Origin of the sequence: Paenibacillus sepulcri (assembly GCF_042647105.1) — a bacterium.
Classification (GTDB): domain Bacteria; phylum Bacillota; class Bacilli; order Paenibacillales; family Paenibacillaceae; genus Paenibacillus_Z; species Paenibacillus_Z sepulcri.
The window spans coordinates 118,848-134,121 of the sequence record NZ_JBHRUP010000001.1 but is presented as its reverse complement, the minus strand read 5'-3'; the positions used below and the strand labels follow the sequence as shown (position 1 = coordinate 134,121).

Genomic DNA, 15,274 nt, shown 5'->3' with positions numbered 1-15,274 from the left:
TTACAGTATGTTGTTCCGTAGTTGTAATTTAATGGACTTTAAGAATTCGTCCGGAAATAATGTCCGTTATCGATCGCATATAGGGGAAGTATGGCGCGTAGGCCGGCAGCGACTCAACCAAGACGGTGGGACTAATGCAGTTGATCAGATCTAGCTGTTGTTGCGAGGGAGGCATTTCATCCACTATCGGAATATTAGCAATCGGGAAGAAACGGCAGCATCCTCTGTGTGTTAAATTAAAATGGACCACAGAAAGTCAAGAGGAGCTGTTTAATTATGTTGAATGGAACAAATTTCAGTGTTGTGGAAGCGGGGTCTTTTGGCGGTCTTCTGAGTGTGACGGAGGGTCCTGCAGCAGGCAAGTTCTTCCTGAAAGACAGTCTTGGACTGACTGGCATGGAAGTTTCTCTTAACCAAATGCCGGAGGGAGGGGCGGTTCCGTTCCTCCACACACATCGCGAGAATGAGGAGCTGTACCTTTTCATTGGCGGCAGCGGTCAGTTTCAAGTGGATGGGCAGATTTTTGAAGTCAAGGAAGGATCAGCAATTCGCGTAGGACCAGACGGCGAACGCACGCTCCGCAATAACGGCACCGGGGATTTGTATTTCATCGTTATTCAAGTCAAGGCGGACAGTCTCCGCCAATGGGTGATGACTGATGGTGTCATTCTGGATAAACCGGTGAACTGGTCGAAATAGGCATTATATGTTCTTTGCCAATTTGTCATCATTCATCCGTTAATGAACGAGAACTTTTTTACCCTTTAAAGCCGCTTGCATAGCGGCTTTTTTCATTTTTATGGGATCAAGGGACAAAAGCATGGTCCATTCCCGATGTAAGAATTGGACGGAACGGCTGGATAATTTGACGGGTTTATATAGGATCATAATTGATCCTATCGCACAAAATGCATCCGTCAGCACATAAATGTGCGTACTGTTCAGAACAATCAGGAATTGCTAGTCTATACAAGAAGAAAGTGAGGTGCAATGAATATGTCGGCATACAGGTATTTTAAGACTGGTATCCGGTCCGGGTAAAGACATAAGCGAAATACAGGAAAATTATTGGCGCTTATATTTTCGAATCCTGTTCTTCTGGTTGGAATTGCTCCACATAGGTCGCGCCAAAATCATAGAGCATCTTCAATATGGGAATCGTTTCATTCCCCAAATCAGAAAGGTAATACACTACCTTGGGAGGCGCAACCGGATAGACTTTACGGTTGATCAGACCATCGCGTTCGAGATCTCTTAAATGCATGGTCAGCATTCTTTGGGTGGCTTCGGGCAGCTGTCTTTGCAGCTCATTAAACCGCAAGGTGCCGCTCGATAACAGATTAAGGATCGGTATCTTCCATTTTCCGCTAATCAAGTGCAGGAAAATTTCAGAGGTGCAGCGGTAAGTGTTGTTGTTAAAATGTATCATTTAAACGCCTCGCTTTTCAGAAGTCATAACTATTGGCTGCAACAATAAATGGATTATAACAAATGAACAAGGTCCACTCAATAATGTGGGATGTTTGTAAAGATGATACACACGGTCTTATCTATATGGCTGTCGGTTTGTTGATGTTTCTTCTTCTCATTATGTCGGAAGACAAGAACATATATCCTTAAAGGGCTTAAAAGTTAACGACTTGTTCAGGCTAACAATTAAACAATCACAACTATGACGGAGGCTCATCATGAATACGAACAACCATGCAACGCCACAAGAACCTATTTTGTCCGGTTTCGGACCGCGTACAACAGCTCAGGAGGTATTGGGTGGTCAAGATTTGACCGGGAAAATTGCCATCATCACAGGCGGATACTCCGGACTCGGCCTGGAAGCGACGAGGGTACTGGCCTCTGCAGGAGCAACGGTCATTGTGCCGGTTAAGACAGTGGAGAAAGCCCAAGCTGCACTAAGTGAAATTCTGGGTGTCGAGCTTGTAAGGATGGATCTCATGGATCCCGCGTCGATCGACGCCTTCGCCGAGAAGTTCCTTGCGTCGAATCGGCCCTTGCATATGCTGATCAACGCTGCCGGTATTATGGCGAACCCGCTCGTCCGAGACCACCGCGGTTACGAATCCCAACTGGCAACAAATCATCTGGGGCATTTTCAGTTGACCGCCAGACTGTGGCCGGCGCTTGAGAAGGCAAAAGGGGCAAGGATCGTTTCGGTATCATCGCGCGCTCACCAAATGAGCGGTATCGATTTCGAAGATCTCAACTTCAATAACCGTCCCTATGACAAATTTGTCGCTTATGGACAATCTAAGACAGCCAACGTCTTATTCGCTGTCGAGATGGACAAGCGCGGCCGAGCGTATGGCGTACGTGCATTCTCGGTTCATCCGGGATCGATCTTGACGGATTTGTCGCGTTATCTGACCGAGGATGATATGCGTGCCATGGGTGTGCTCAATGAGCAAGGGGAACTTGTTTTTCCCGAATTCAACGATGAGTTCAAAACCATTCCGGAAGGAGCAGCTACGATCGTATGGTGCGCAACCAGCCCTCAGCTGAACGACAAAGGCGGCGTTTATTGCGAGAATGGAGATATCGCGAGCTTGACGGATACGAGGTTTGCGCCAGGCGTGTTTGAGTGGGCCGTTAATTCCGGGCATGCTCAACGTTTGTGGCAGACAACCGAGCAGCTGGTCGGACTGGAATTTTCGATTTAATATGCGCATCGGACGTTGCGGGATATTCGGCATAGTATCCGTTGAAGCCGGGAAATTGATTTCTTGAATATATAGGAGGCGTAAATAACCATGAAAAGAATGGTCGATCATGTGGGAATCATGGTGAATGATATGGATACATCCATCCGCTTCTACACGGAGGTGGCTGGACTCGTGGTGAAAAATCGAAACATGCACGACAATGGACTTGAAGTGGCTTTTCTGGGCTACGGCTTTGAGGGCGAGACGGAAATTGAATTGATACACGGCTTCAAGGATCAATTGCCAGCCGAAGGTAAAGTGCATCACGTTGCGCTCTCAGTAACTGATATTCAAGCAGAATGGGACCGGCTGAAGCAAAAAGGTGTCGAGTTCATCGATCAAGAGATCGCAACCATGCCGAACGGAATCCGCTACTTTTTCATTTACGGACCTGAGAAGGAATGGATCGAGTTCTTCCAAAGAGTATAATTCGGAATCACAGCTAAATCGTAAATATTATGATGGAATTCGCTAAGCCATTTGAAAAAAGAAAGGGATTGATATTCTTGGAAATTCAGAAGCTTCCTTGGGCCGGCATTCGAGTCGAATTAGAAAGTTCCGCTATTGTCATCGATCCTCTTTATCATTTCCCTGCCAAATTAGGTGAGCCTAATGAGCTTTTCTTTCCCTTAGAATCGTACGGGCCTGTCGCAGCCGTGCTGATCACGCACCAACATGCGGACCATTATGACCCGCAAGCGATCATTTCGGCTTACGGCTCTGACGTTCCGGTATTCGTCCCCGAGGAAATCGTTGATCTGGCGGCTTCCAACGGATTAGGCCGCGTAACCGGAGCTCCGGTTGGCAGCACCTTCACCATCGGACCATTCACGATTATTGCGGCACAATCGGTGGACGGCTCGGGTGACCCGCAAGTATCCTGGATCGTGCGCGGTGGCGGCAAGCAGATGATTCACGCCGGAGATACGTTATGGCATGGGTATTGGTGGAAGCTGGTTAAAGCCTTCGGCACGTTTGATGCCGCCTGTCTGCCTGTGAATGGAGCCGTAACGCAATTTTCGGGAGTTTGGCCGCACAGCGACCAGCCCATTTGTCTTACGCCTGAACAGGCGGTTACGGCGGCCGAGATCCTTGGGGCCAAGACGCTTATTCCGATCCATTATAAGGCTGTGCATCAACCGCCTATCTATACGCAGACGCCAGAAATGATGAATCGATTAACCTATAGCGCCGGGAATCGTGTTAACTTGAACATTTTACAAACAAGAGAAATATTTACGATTTAAAGGGCTAATCCTGGACTTCTGGGACTGTTGGCAAAGAGATCTTGACATATAAATGTTGGCCACATGAGAGTAGAACCACTCCATGTGGTTTTTTTGTGGTTGTTATAGTCCTCCCTTGCAGCGTATCCCAAACGTATCCCATACAACCCCTGCATAAGCCGAGTCAAATAATATCCTCATTTAATTAGCATCGCAAAATTTGAGTTTTGGACGTTTCTGGACGACAATTAACCCATTATAACCTTGGAGGCGCTCATGAAATTTAAAAATCTCTTCTTTCATATACACTACTGCAATTTCAGGCTGTCCAACAAAGCGGATATCCTTCCGGTCAAAATCAAGAGAACCCTTCAGCATCATGAGCTTATTTTTATTGCCCATGCAAAGGGCAGTTTTACAATGGATAAAAAGAAATATGAGCTGAAGGACGGCATGCTGCTCTACATTGGGCCTGACATGCCGCATGAAATCGAAACGGATCCTGAGGTTAGCTGCTTTACCGTCCATTTCAGCTATGCGCGTGTGAATATAGAGGAAGGCCAATGGAATATTAAAGAGGAACAACAAATTCTCCCCCTCCAGGCTGCGCAAGAATTAAAGGATTATTATCAAATTGAGGATGTGTTCAAAAAACTGGCGGAGAGCTGGGATGCAAAATTGCCGGGCTATGAGTTTATGTCCAAAACCTTGTTCCAGCAACTGCTCATTGCCATTGCCCAAAACATAAAAAAAGAAAACCAAAATTTCTCAATTTCGCTGAAAGTAGAGAAAATTATTCAATATATGCATGAACATGTACATGATAAGATCACCCTGACGAAATTGTCGGACCTTGTGCAGTTGTCACCGGCTTATTTATCCAGAGTATTTAAAGAAATTACCGGTTATTCCATTATCGAGTTCTTTAATAAGATGAAGACGGACAAAGCCAAAGAGATGATTCTGGAAGGGAACAGGAAGATCAAAGAAGTTGCCGGAGCCCTTGGATTTACGGATGAATTTTATTTTAGCCGCATATTCAAGAAAACGGAAGGACTCAGCCCCTCGGAATTCTACAGCAAAAATGTCCATGGAGATTAATATGTTCCATGGTATATAGCCTTTCCGGCAGCTATGATGAGGATGTTATTGTGAAGTGCTTTTGTACAGACACAGTAATGGAACCATGACAGAAGGAAGGCTATTTTTATGCCCATGTGGAAACGGAATTTGTTCTTTTGCTGGTTTGGAATGTTCGTCACCGGTATTGGGATGAGCCAGATCGCCCCGATCCTGCCGCTTTACATCAAGCAGCTTGGCGTGCACGATTCCGGATCTATTGTCCAATTTGCAGGACTTGCATTCGGGATTACCTTTATCGTCTCAGCTATCTTTTCACCGATATGGGGGATCGCCGCAGATAAATATGGACGCAAACCGATGCTGCTCCGGGCGAGCCTGGGAATAGCGGTCGTTGTAGGCTGTATGGGTTTTGCGCACAATGTTTACGTATTGATTGGCCTTCGGCTGCTGCAGGGGGTAATCACGGGCTACAGCACCGCTTGTACGACCTTGATTGCGACCCAGACAGATAAGGAGCATTCGGGTTGGGCGCTGGGAACCCTTTCGACCGCCAATATTTCGGGTTCTTTAATCGGGCCAACGATCGGCGGTTTCATAGCCGAAAATTTCGGATTGCAGAATTCATTTTTTTTAACCGGCGGACTTATGCTGATTGCCTTTGTTACAACGGCCCTGTTTGTCAAAGAATCATTTACCCGTCAAGATAAAAAAGTACTCCGTATGAAAGAGATCTGGGCCAGCGTACCTGAAAAAAGTTTGACGATCACTCTTTTCATTACCTTTTTTGTCCTGACGGTGGCGTTGTATTCAGTTGAACCGATCATCACCGTCTATGTGACCCAGCTGTCAAGGACTACCAGCCATGTGGCTCTCATCGCCGGGATCGCATTCTCCGCCTCGGGGCTGGCCAATATTCTCGCCGCTCCCGGACTTGGGAAACTGTCAGATAAGATGGGGGCTCACAAGGTCGTACTGGTCGCACTCATCGTGGCGGGCATCGTATTTATTCCCCAAGCTTTCGTTACTAATCCCTGGCAGCTGACAGGACTGCGTTTCCTGTTTGGACTTGCGGCGGCCGGGCTTGGCCCGTCGATCAACATCCTGCTTAAGAAAATCACCCCGGATTCCCTAACTGGCCGGGTGTTCGGGTTTAACATATCGGCCTTATATTTAGGCGCCTTTGGAGGCTCGGTGCTTGGAGGACAAGTCGCTGCTTGGCTTGGGATCCGGTATGTATTTTTTACTACGAGCGCCCTGTTATTGCTCAATGCGGTGTGGGTTTATTTCAAGGTGTATAAGAAACTTAACATAAACATGGCCTTATACAAAAATTAAGCAGAATGGGAGAGATGAACATGACAGACGTAAAAACAGCGGAAACTGAAGTGCTGGATGCGGAGAAAACAGCGCTGGTCGTTATAGACCTGCAAAATGGAATTGCAGCCCCGGGTCGCCAGTGCGCTCCCAACTCGGTTGAGCAGGTGATTGGACAGGCAAGTAAGCTGGTTGAAGCTTTTACGGAAAAAGGCGCTTTCGTTGTGCTCGTCAGAGTCTCCACCTTGGACGGCAAAGATATGCTAATGCCAAAAACGGACGCCAAACCGAATGCCATGCAGTGGCCGGAAGGCTGGGACAATCTGATCCCTGAACTGTCGGATTTTAAAAATGCCCATGTGGTGACGAAACGGCAGTGGGGAGCCTTCTTCGGTACGGATCTGGATCTGCAGCTGCGCCGCCGCGGTATCGACACCGTCGTGTTATGCGGAATTTCCACTTCCATCGGTGTGGATACAACAGCAAGAGAAGCTTTTCAACATGGATATAACCAAGTTTTTGTGGAAGAAGCCATGACAGCTACGGCACAAGAGGAACACGATTATGTAGTCAAGACCATTTTCCCCAGAATGGGCAAGATCCGGACAACGGAAGAAGTGGTTTTGGCGATGAAATAAAAGAATGGTGTGCTGATCGCTTAACATCTGTCCAGCCACTGTGAGGTCGCAGGCTGCATAACGCGATAAAAGTGGGGAAAGCCTACCTAAGGGAGACAGAGCCGAAGGAGGATTGAAGCGCGAATGGAATCGACGAATGAATTCGTGAACAAGGTCAAGGATACGCAGTCCAAGCAGCAGAAGAACAAGGAACACAATGGTAAAGGCAAGCCTTCACAGAAGCTGCAGAACGTGCAGCATACAAACAATCCGTAGTTGGAAAAGGGCCGTTATTCTGCCAGGCTGCAGAATAACCGGCCCTTTTTGCTGCCGCTTTGGAGTAACTTGCTCGGCATTTCCGGAATACAGGCCAATTAATTGAAACATCGTCCCAACCTTCCGTAGTCCCAAAAAAAGTCATGCAGTTGACGCCAGCTACTCCTGTTCAGCCCTCTTATCCGCTTCTGCCGCACGCTGCTCGGCTTCCTTGTCGTTTTCATCTGCAAGTGTCTCGGAGAACTCGACATCCTCGTTCTTGCCAATCGGCAGCTTGCCGGGAGTTTGAGACTGCTTGCGTGAATAGTTATCGTTTGAACCATGTTCGTTCATGCTTGTACCTCCTTTGCGGCCCGGCAGCTTATCTGTCCATGCGTTGGAACCGCCAAATGACCCTATTTTCCTTAAATTCTCAAAATCCCTGTCAATGTACAACTTCCTTCCTCATGTAGTATGAAACAGGCAAGTTTTTCTTATTCATTTCAAGGGCTTTTTTACATAATGAACCCGTCCAAGGCAATACTAGGTCAGTCAATCGATATCGACCGTTTGAAGTGCGAGTATCTGCTTTGTCGGTATGACGACTGGTCTAGCGGCCCGCCATTCCATAGTAGCTTTGGCCGAACTGAAACCGCCAGTCGCTGTTAATGGATTGCTATTTGGCAATGATAAAGGGAGAGATAACGATGTATTATTACAAGGAAGAACTGATTAACATTATCGAACCGGATCAACCCGATCCCGCTGCTGCAAAGGTGCTGCAGGAAACGCTGGGCGGACAATTCGGCGAGATGCGGACCATGATGCAGTATTTTTTCCAAAGCTCCAATTTTCGAGGCAAGGAGAAGCAGTTCCGCGATTTGCTGCGTGGCGTGTTCCTTGAGGAAATCGCTCATGTCGAGCTTGTCCAAACGACGATTAATCAACTGCTGAATGGGGCGGGAGAATCGATGCCAGGCAGTTCAGGCATGGATAATGCGCCGATTGACGAGGCTGTCAAGCACGCGAACCCCCATCATTTTATAATGGGTGCCCAAAGCGCTCTACCGGTCGATGCCGGAGGAAACCCATGGAATGGTTCTTGGGTATACAGTCATGGCAATTTAATCAGCGATATGCTGAACAATGTTGTACTCGAATCGACCGGTGTTCTTCAAAAAACAAGAATTTACGAAATGAGCTCCAATAAAACATTCCGGGAAACCCTTGGCTTTTTGATCGTACGCGACAACGCCCATCAAAATGCGTTCGCCAAGGCTCTTGAAGTTTTGGGAGTCAATTGGGGAAAACTCTTCCCCGTACCGAATTATGATATCAACAAATATCCGGAATGCCGTAAATATGTAGATATGGGATATCATAATATGCAGTTCAATTTCAGGCTGGACAATACCCGGATTGGCGAGATATTTCAAGGGCAATCTCCGAGCCGAAACGGTGGGGACTTGACTGTTGCACAGCCTCCTATGGGATTCCCGGTACCGCAGCTTCCGGAAATGCCGAATGAGCATAGTCCGGGATTAGTCGATATGAGCAGATAGAAGGCGGCATTATATCGCATTTTCCACCCCATATCACAAAGGAGAGTTCAACATGCGCAAAATAAAAGAAATCATGTCATCCAGCTGTATAACTGTTTCCAAGGATAATACGCTTTATGAAGCAGCCGGGTTAATGGATCAACATAATATCGGCTTCTTGCCGGTCGTTGATCAAAATAAACTGATCGGGGTCATTACGGACCGGGACCTGGTAATCCGCGGCTATGCAGCCAAAAAAGACGGTACCATCGCGGTTACGGAAGTGTTAACCAAAGACTATATAACGATTGAACCGGATGCAACTGTCGATGAAGCAGCCGAGATTATGGCTGCTGAACAAATTCGCAGGCTGCCGGTCGTTTCCAATGGAGATTTATTGGGTGTCATTTCATTGGGAGACATGGCCATACGCGAAATATTCGTAAATGAAGCCGGAGAGGCATTAAGCAATATATCTGAGCATAACCATTCTGCCTCCAGTCAAATTCAACATTAATTGATACCTAACTTCTGATGACAGCATGTCTTGGCCATCGGTGAAGCTATGGCCGATAGACAAGCCTCAGCCTGATGCTGCCTGCAAGAACCAAGGATATCTTCGTTCTATATGGCAAACAGGTATAGGACTCAGACTCCGCAGAAGCCGAAAGCCGCATACCTTCTGCGGCTTTTTCTTATTTTCCGTATCCAGATGCCGCGGACTCAATTATAAATTCGTTAACCGGTCAGACGGAGGCTGAGTCTAATAATGGGCAGGACTCGCTGTTTGTTGTATACCATTGAAGTCCTTCCGTAAATTTTGCCGCCAATTAACTTTAGTTAATTTATCGCTCTGCACCGGTTTGGTAAGATGCAGGTGAGATCGGCAATACGGAAGGAAGTGTACGATGAAACGGAGAGTCAGCCTATTGCTCGTATTGCTGCTGCTATCGGGCGCATTCGAGTATTACGGCGAAAAAGCGGCCGCAGCGGAAGCGGGGACGGTCATTCCCCAACTGGCGGCAGGGGATTATTTCAGCGCAGGAATCGCCAGCGATGGAACGGTGTGGTCCTGGGGCAGGGGCGCCGATGGCCAGCTCGGCAATGGAGAGGCCAAAAACAATGCCTCTCCCGTACAGGTCGCCGGCATATCCGGCGCCAAATCGATCGGCTCCACGTACGACAGCTCGTATGCGGTCATGAATGACGGAACGGTGCGCGCCTGGGGAATGGGCGACACCGGCCAGATGGGCGACGGCACAACCAATAACCGCCTTGTGCCGGTTACGGTGCCTGGACTGCAAAATATCAAGGCGGTGGCAGGAGGCCCGGGTCTTCATGGGCTTGCCGTCGGTACCGACGGCAGCGTTTGGGCCTGGGGCGCGAACGACGGCGGTCAGCTGGGTGACGGTACGACCAACCAGCGCAATACGCCGGTTCAGGTTCCCGGCTTGAGCGGCATTAAAGCCGCTGCGACGGGCGGCTCCTTCAGTCTGGCGTTGACGGAGGAGGGCAAAGTATGGTCATGGGGCTGGAACAAGCAGGGCCAGCTGGGCGATGGGACATCGGACCAGCAGCGGGAGACTCCTACGCCGGTCCCGGGCTTGAGCGGCATCGTGGCGATTTCCGCCGGATACAACCATGCGCTTGCGCTCGATGCCGACGGCTTCGTTTGGGCCTGGGGACAGAACACGAACGGCGCGGTCGGCGACGGCACCTATACGGAACGGAGAAGTCCGGTGAAAATCGCCGGAGTCGACGGCGTCGTCTCCATCTCCGCCGGTTTCTTTCACAACCTTGTGCTGAAAGCGGACGGCACGGTGTGGGGCTGGGGGCTGAACAATTACTATCAGCTCGGCCTTGGTGGCGGAGATAATGTCAAGCGCAATGCCCCGACCCAGATACCCGGGTTAAGCAGCATAGCGGCGGTAGCAGCGGGGCAATTTCACAGCATCGCCATGGACAGTGGCGGATCGGGATGGGCCTGGGGTTACAACGACGGCGGCATGCTTGGCGACGGAACCTCTGCGCCCAAAACCTATCCCGTCAAGAACAAGGCCAACTTTGACCTTACGGCGCCGGCTCCTTCGGACGGCATGCTTGCCGCGACCGGAGTTACGACGTCCGGAGTGACACTGAGCTGGACGAGAGCCGCCGACAATATGACGAAGCAGATCGGCATCCGCTATATCCCTTACATCTCCGCCAGCGGCAACATCGACACCGCAAGCCATGCCCAGAGCAACGGAAAAGCGGCCGGATCCTATCTGGTAGACAGCGGCTCCTTCGAGATGGCGGGTCTGCAGCCGGATACGGCCTATTATTTCAATGTCATTGCCGAGGATCTTGCCGGGAACAAAAGCGCCTATAAGATGCTGCGAGTGAAAACCGCTTCTATTCCGGCCTATACGCTGACGTATGACGGCAACGGGAATACGGGGGGCGCCGCTCCTTCGGACGGAAGCAGCTATGAGCAGGGCATGTCTACAACCATACAGGGAAATATGGGATTGCTATTCCGGAGCGGGTATATGTTTGCCGGCTGGAATACAGCAGCGGACGGCAGCGGCACGCCCTATATGCCAGGCTCCCAGCTGACGTTCGATGCCGCTGATATTACCCTGTACGCGCAGTGGACGCCCAATTCTGCGGCCGACACGGAGCCGCCGAAGGTGATCTCCACGGTGCCTGGCAGCAGTGCCGAAGGTGTGAGCAACGGGACAAAGCTGTCGCTGACATTCGACGAGCCGATCTCCGCAGTGGCGGGCAGGACGATTGTCGTCAGCCGAGCAGAGGATGACAGTCCAGTGGAAGCCGTTGACGCCTCCAACCCGGACCGGGTAACAATAACTGGTCTAACGGCAACGATACGGCTCTCTTCCGGGCTCTCCTACGGAACAGCCTATAACATTAAGGTGGCACCCGGAGCATTCAAGGACGCGGCGGGCAACGATTATGCCGGTATTACCAGCCGGGGAGCGTGGACGTTCACGACAGCCCGGGAAGCCATTGACCCGGATCCGGGCGCCGACGCCACGCTCAAGGGGCTGAATGTCTACGCGGGAGCGGAATTTCTGCCGATCAGCCCGGCGTTTGGGCGAAATACGAGAGATTATGCAATTTCCCTGCCGAATTCCGTCGCCGGATTGACGGTTACGGCATCGGTGTATGAGAGTCGTGCAGGCATGACCGTCAGTATGTATGACGATTCCAGGAGACTTATCAGCGGTCCGTTCCCGCTGGCCGACGGGCAGGCAAGCGGAACGCTGCCGGTCGATCTTGGCCGCAGCCGGATCGAGCTGAATGTCTTGGCTGAGGACGGTACGGCGCAAGCGTACAACATCATGGTGACAAGAGCAGCTGTGTACGATGTTCCACCGGCAGAGCCGCCGCCTGAAGATGAATGCCCGGATACCGCAGGCGCAGGAGATGAGAGCAGGGACGAGGACAATTCCGCTGACTTCTCGTATCTGACCGTGAACAGCCGGCCAAGCGGGGCGGCGACTATAACGAAAGAGGATTCGGAAGGCCGCGCGACCGTCACCGTGAAGCTGGACGCGGCCAAGCTCGTCGCCGATTTGGCGAAAGAAACGGCTGCGAATCCGCTCGTGGCCGTCGAGTTGGATTCGGCAGCGGATCAAGCGTCCTTGCAGCTGTCGGGAGAAGCGCTTAAGGCGTTGGAGGACAAAGCAGCCGTCCTTGAACTGCGGGCACAGGAAGGCAGCTATCGGCTGCCGGCGGCGCAGCTGTCATTCAAGCGGCTGACCGCTCTGCTCGGGGAAGCGCCGCCGCCGGAGGAATTCGCCCTGCGGCTGGATATTGTCAGGAGCAGCGCGGATAAAATCGCGGCGTTGAACGCTGCGGGCAAGGAAGCGAACTTTATGACGATCGCCCAGCCGCTTGATTTCCGCGTCACCGCCTCCTACGGCGGCAAGACGGTAGATGCGGACAGCTTCGACGCTTATGTAGAGCGGGAAATCGCCCTGCCGGGTTGGATGAATCCAAGCCTGCTGTCGACGGCTGTCGTATTGGATGCGGACGGCTCCGTCCATCCTGCGCCAACGCGCAAGATCCTCCGCAATGGGCATACCCTCGCTGTAGTAAGCAGCATGACGGGCAGCACGTATTCGTTGATTCATCATGATGCCGCATTCCCCGATATGGCGGGGCATTGGGCCGAATCGGCCGTCAGCGATCTAGGCTCGCGTCTGGTCGTAAACGGAATGTCGGATGGACTGTTTCATCCCGAAGCCGCCGTAACCCGCGTCCAGTATGCGGAGATGCTCGTCCGGGCGCTCGGGCTGGCCGGGCAGGCCGGCGCGCCTGGCTACAAGGACGTACAAGAGAGCGACTGGTTCGCGGAAGCGGTCAGTCTGGCACGGCAGTACGGCCTCATGGAGGGTGGCATGGACGGATTGTTTCGGCCGGAAAAGACGATAACGCGCGAGGAAGCCGTTACAGTGCTGGCCAGAGCGATGAAGCTCACTGGCCTCAAGACGGACTCAGCCGGGGCCGACGGGGATTTTGCGCTTGCAGACTTCGGGGACAGCGCGCAGATCAGCGACTGGGCCAGACAAGCGGTCGCCACCGTCGTCCTCAGTGGTCTTGCAGAAGGAGCGGACGGCATGTTCAGGCCGCTGATCGACTTGAAGAGAGCGGAAGCCGCGAATCTCGTGCAGCAGCTGCTGCAGCAAAGCGTCCTGATCGACCGCCGGTAATCCGGAAGGCATGCCAGGTGAAAACTTTTCATGAACCGGCCTGAATGAGCCGGTTTTTTTATTTGCCTCATCGAAACAGCATTCCCCAGTGTGGCTCTGATAGCCATTCTTGACAACTGATTTAACGGGTCATATAATTGAGTATGTTCTCACTCAATAATTTGAAATGAAGGAGGTCAACCATGGCCCGCCCCCTTAGCGAAGAGAAACGAAAGGCTTTACTGACAGCTGCGACGAATGAGGTGGCATCGGCAGGCGTTGCTGCATCCACGATCAGGATCGCCAAGAATGCAGGTGTTGCGGAGGGGACTCTGTTTGTCTACTTCCCGACCAAAGACGACCTGCTTAACCAGCTTTATCTGGAATTGAAGTCTGACCTAATGGGCTTCCTCGCCGCTGACTATCCGGCTGATGCAAGCATCCGGGAGCAGATTGGGCATCTCTGGAGCAGCTTCATCGACTGGGGAGCGAACAGCCCGGACAAGCGGAAGGCGCTGCGGCAGCTTAGCGTGTCGGAGAGAATCACCGAGGCGAGCCAGAATGAAAGCGAAGAGATGTTCTACAACCTCGAGACGGTAGTGGAGGATGGCTTCAAGGAGGGTATTCTCCGGAAGCAGCCTATCTCCTTTTTAGGCGGGGTCATCAATGCTTTGGCCGACATGGTTTTGCAGAAGGCTTCGGAGGATTCTGTCAAACTCGATCAATACAAGTCAATGGGGTGGGAGGCATTGTGGGGGGCCATCGCACGCCGGTAACGCGTGCATTCTTTTTAGCTTTTAAATGAGTGAGAACACACTCAAATAAATGAAGGAGTTAGATGAATATGGATAAAGTCTGGCTGGTCACGGGCAGTAGTCGCGGATTAGGACGTTCCATTGCGGAAGCTGTACTCAAGAATGGAGATCGCTTGGTGGCAACTGCGAGGAATATCGAAAGTCTAGCCGACCTTAAGGAAGGCTATGGAAACCGCGTCAAGCTGGCAACGCTTGATGTTTCTGAGCCAAAAGCAGCGCAGGATGCCGTGCAGCTTGCGGTCGATGTCTTTGGCGGTCTGGACGTATTGGTTAACAATGCGGGTTTTAGTTATGTTGCTCCTTTTGAACAGGTATCTGAAAAGAAATTCAGGTCGTTGATCGACACGAACTTTTACGGCGTCGTCAATCTGATGCGGGCCGCCATCCCCGTCATGCGTGAGCAGCGGTCCGGTCACATCATCAACATCTCATCTGTAGGCGGCCGGATCGGCGGTCCCGGCCAGGCTGCCTATACCGCCGCGAAGTTCGCGGTTACACGGAGTCAATTGCAGCCGAGGTCGCCGCCTTTGGCGTCAAGGCTATTTCGGTCGAACCCGGCGGCATGCGGACAGAGTGTGCCGAGACAGCCATGAGCAACACGCCTAGTCTGATACCGGACTATGATGCCAGTGTCGGCGCCATGCTGACTATGCTGGGAAATTACCGGGGGAATGAGATCGATGACCCGGTTAAGATCGCCAAGGTCATCTTTGACCTGTCACGCCGTGAGGAACTTCCAAGCCATCTCATACTTGGGAGCGATGCGCTCTTTGGCTTTGAGATGGGGATGCAATCGCATGCGAAGGCTGCCGCCGAGTGGGAAGAAGTCAGCAAGTCGACAGACTTCGAGGGCAGCGATCTATCTCTGCTGGCGGGTTTATCTCTCAAGTAAACGACTGTTGGGCGCCCGGAACTTCGCCCGGCGTCTTGCATTTTCGCCGCGGCAATGCTCTGGACAGGTGCTGTGCAATCGCCGTCCAGTACAATATGGGACGGCGATCGCCCAGAG

Annotated in this window: 16 protein-coding genes; 14 read left to right on the top strand and 2 right to left on the bottom strand. The window is 51.4% G+C overall.

The genetic code is table 11. The annotated features are described in order from the left end of the window. The first annotated feature begins 276 nt into the window (after positions 1–276). The gene (locus tag ACFOLF_RS00620; RefSeq protein ID WP_210040925.1) at positions 277–699 is read left to right on the top strand and encodes a cupin domain-containing protein; all 423 of its coding nucleotides are present in this window, start codon (positions 277–279) and stop codon (positions 697–699) included. A 376-nt stretch (positions 700–1,075) separates the two neighbouring features. On the opposite strand, the gene ACFOLF_RS00615 is transcribed toward ACFOLF_RS00620, so the two are convergent. Further along, entirely contained in the window at positions 1,076–1,429 is a 354-nt protein-coding gene (locus tag ACFOLF_RS00615) for a winged helix-turn-helix transcriptional regulator (RefSeq protein WP_210040927.1), read from the bottom strand. A gap of 259 nt (positions 1,430–1,688) precedes the next feature. Between ACFOLF_RS00615 and ACFOLF_RS00610 the strand changes: the two genes are divergently transcribed. From ACFOLF_RS00610 to ACFOLF_RS00580, 7 genes are all read left to right on the top strand, one after another. After that, positions 1,689–2,675, top strand: a complete 987-nt coding sequence (locus ACFOLF_RS00610; protein ID WP_210040929.1) for an oxidoreductase — start codon at positions 1,689–1,691, stop codon at positions 2,673–2,675. Between the two features lie 84 nt (positions 2,676–2,759). Next, positions 2,760–3,146, top strand: coding sequence for a VOC family protein (locus ACFOLF_RS00605; protein ID WP_379113889.1), 387 nt, complete (start codon positions 2,760–2,762; stop codon positions 3,144–3,146). Positions 3,147–3,223: 77 nt separating this feature from the next. Continuing rightward, positions 3,224–3,964, top strand: coding sequence for an MBL fold metallo-hydrolase (locus ACFOLF_RS00600; protein ID WP_210040933.1), 741 nt, complete (start codon positions 3,224–3,226; stop codon positions 3,962–3,964). Between the two features lie 255 nt (positions 3,965–4,219). Continuing rightward, positions 4,220–5,044, top strand: coding sequence for an AraC family transcriptional regulator (locus ACFOLF_RS00595; protein WP_210040935.1), 825 nt, complete (start codon positions 4,220–4,222; stop codon positions 5,042–5,044). 108 nt (positions 5,045–5,152) lie between these two features. Then, on the top strand, positions 5,153–6,361 hold the full coding sequence (locus ACFOLF_RS00590) for a multidrug efflux MFS transporter (RefSeq protein ID WP_210040937.1): 1,209 nt from the start codon (positions 5,153–5,155) through the stop codon (positions 6,359–6,361). A gap of 20 nt (positions 6,362–6,381) precedes the next feature. Next, positions 6,382–6,978, top strand: a complete 597-nt coding sequence (locus tag ACFOLF_RS00585) for an isochorismatase family protein (protein ID WP_210040939.1) — start codon at positions 6,382–6,384, stop codon at positions 6,976–6,978. A gap of 123 nt (positions 6,979–7,101) precedes the next feature. Further along, the gene (locus tag ACFOLF_RS00580) at positions 7,102–7,233 is read left to right on the top strand and encodes a DUF4023 domain-containing protein (protein ID WP_210040941.1); all 132 of its coding nucleotides are present in this window, start codon (positions 7,102–7,104) and stop codon (positions 7,231–7,233) included. Positions 7,234–7,392: 159 nt separating this feature from the next. Here ACFOLF_RS00580 and ACFOLF_RS00575 read toward each other — a convergent pair whose 3' ends face one another. Beyond that, entirely contained in the window at positions 7,393–7,566 is a 174-nt protein-coding gene (locus ACFOLF_RS00575) for a YfhD family protein (RefSeq protein ID WP_210040943.1), read from the bottom strand. 353 nt (positions 7,567–7,919) lie between these two features. Here ACFOLF_RS00575 and ACFOLF_RS00570 point away from each other — a divergent pair, with 353 nt between their 5' ends. The 6 genes from ACFOLF_RS00570 to ACFOLF_RS00545 all read left to right on the top strand — a co-directional run bounded on the left by ACFOLF_RS00570 (position 7,920) and on the right by ACFOLF_RS00545 (position 15,157). Continuing rightward, positions 7,920–8,774, top strand: a complete 855-nt coding sequence (locus ACFOLF_RS00570) for a manganese catalase family protein (RefSeq protein WP_210040945.1) — start codon at positions 7,920–7,922, stop codon at positions 8,772–8,774. A 52-nt stretch (positions 8,775–8,826) separates the two neighbouring features. Further along, positions 8,827–9,270 carry a CBS domain-containing protein gene (locus ACFOLF_RS00565; RefSeq protein WP_210040947.1) on the top strand — a complete coding sequence of 148 codons (444 nt, stop codon included), beginning with the start codon at positions 8,827–8,829 and terminating at the stop codon, positions 9,268–9,270. Between the two features lie 391 nt (positions 9,271–9,661). Next, on the top strand, positions 9,662–13,471 hold the full coding sequence (locus ACFOLF_RS00560; RefSeq protein WP_210040949.1) for an RCC1 domain-containing protein: 3,810 nt from the start codon (positions 9,662–9,664) through the stop codon (positions 13,469–13,471). Positions 13,472–13,653: 182 nt separating this feature from the next. After that, entirely contained in the window at positions 13,654–14,226 is a 573-nt protein-coding gene (locus ACFOLF_RS00555; protein WP_210040951.1) for a TetR/AcrR family transcriptional regulator, read from the top strand. 68 nt (positions 14,227–14,294) lie between these two features. Beyond that, the gene (locus ACFOLF_RS00550; RefSeq protein WP_210040953.1) at positions 14,295–14,858 is read left to right on the top strand and encodes an SDR family oxidoreductase; all 564 of its coding nucleotides are present in this window, start codon (positions 14,295–14,297) and stop codon (positions 14,856–14,858) included. Next, the gene (locus tag ACFOLF_RS00545; protein WP_210040955.1) at positions 14,855–15,157 is read left to right on the top strand and encodes a hypothetical protein; all 303 of its coding nucleotides are present in this window, start codon (positions 14,855–14,857) and stop codon (positions 15,155–15,157) included. Before ACFOLF_RS00550 ends, ACFOLF_RS00545 begins: the two co-directional genes overlap by 4 nt. Positions 15,158–15,274 lie beyond the last annotated feature (117 nt).

Coding starts and splice junctions, on each gene's coding strand:
- ACFOLF_RS00560 (WP_210040949.1), top strand. CDS start 9,662: ATGAAACGGAGAGTCAGCCTATTGCTCGTATTGCTGCTGCTATCGGGC.
- ACFOLF_RS00565 (WP_210040947.1), top strand. CDS start 8,827: ATGCGCAAAATAAAAGAAATCATGTCATCCAGCTGTATAACTGTTTCC.
- ACFOLF_RS00595 (WP_210040935.1), top strand. CDS start 4,220: ATGAAATTTAAAAATCTCTTCTTTCATATACACTACTGCAATTTCAGG.
- ACFOLF_RS00580 (WP_210040941.1), top strand. CDS start 7,102: ATGGAATCGACGAATGAATTCGTGAACAAGGTCAAGGATACGCAGTCC.
- ACFOLF_RS00620 (WP_210040925.1), top strand. CDS start 277: ATGTTGAATGGAACAAATTTCAGTGTTGTGGAAGCGGGGTCTTTTGGC.
- ACFOLF_RS00585 (WP_210040939.1), top strand. CDS start 6,382: ATGACAGACGTAAAAACAGCGGAAACTGAAGTGCTGGATGCGGAGAAA.
- ACFOLF_RS00615 (WP_210040927.1), bottom strand. CDS start 1,429: ATGATACATTTTAACAACAACACTTACCGCTGCACCTCTGAAATTTTC.
- ACFOLF_RS00575 (WP_210040943.1), bottom strand. CDS start 7,566: ATGAACGAACATGGTTCAAACGATAACTATTCACGCAAGCAGTCTCAA.
- ACFOLF_RS00590 (WP_210040937.1), top strand. CDS start 5,153: ATGCCCATGTGGAAACGGAATTTGTTCTTTTGCTGGTTTGGAATGTTC.
- ACFOLF_RS00570 (WP_210040945.1), top strand. CDS start 7,920: ATGTATTATTACAAGGAAGAACTGATTAACATTATCGAACCGGATCAA.
- ACFOLF_RS00545 (WP_210040955.1), top strand. CDS start 14,855: ATGAGCAACACGCCTAGTCTGATACCGGACTATGATGCCAGTGTCGGC.
- ACFOLF_RS00555 (WP_210040951.1), top strand. CDS start 13,654: ATGGCCCGCCCCCTTAGCGAAGAGAAACGAAAGGCTTTACTGACAGCT.
- ACFOLF_RS00550 (WP_210040953.1), top strand. CDS start 14,295: ATGGATAAAGTCTGGCTGGTCACGGGCAGTAGTCGCGGATTAGGACGT.
- ACFOLF_RS00610 (WP_210040929.1), top strand. CDS start 1,689: ATGAATACGAACAACCATGCAACGCCACAAGAACCTATTTTGTCCGGT.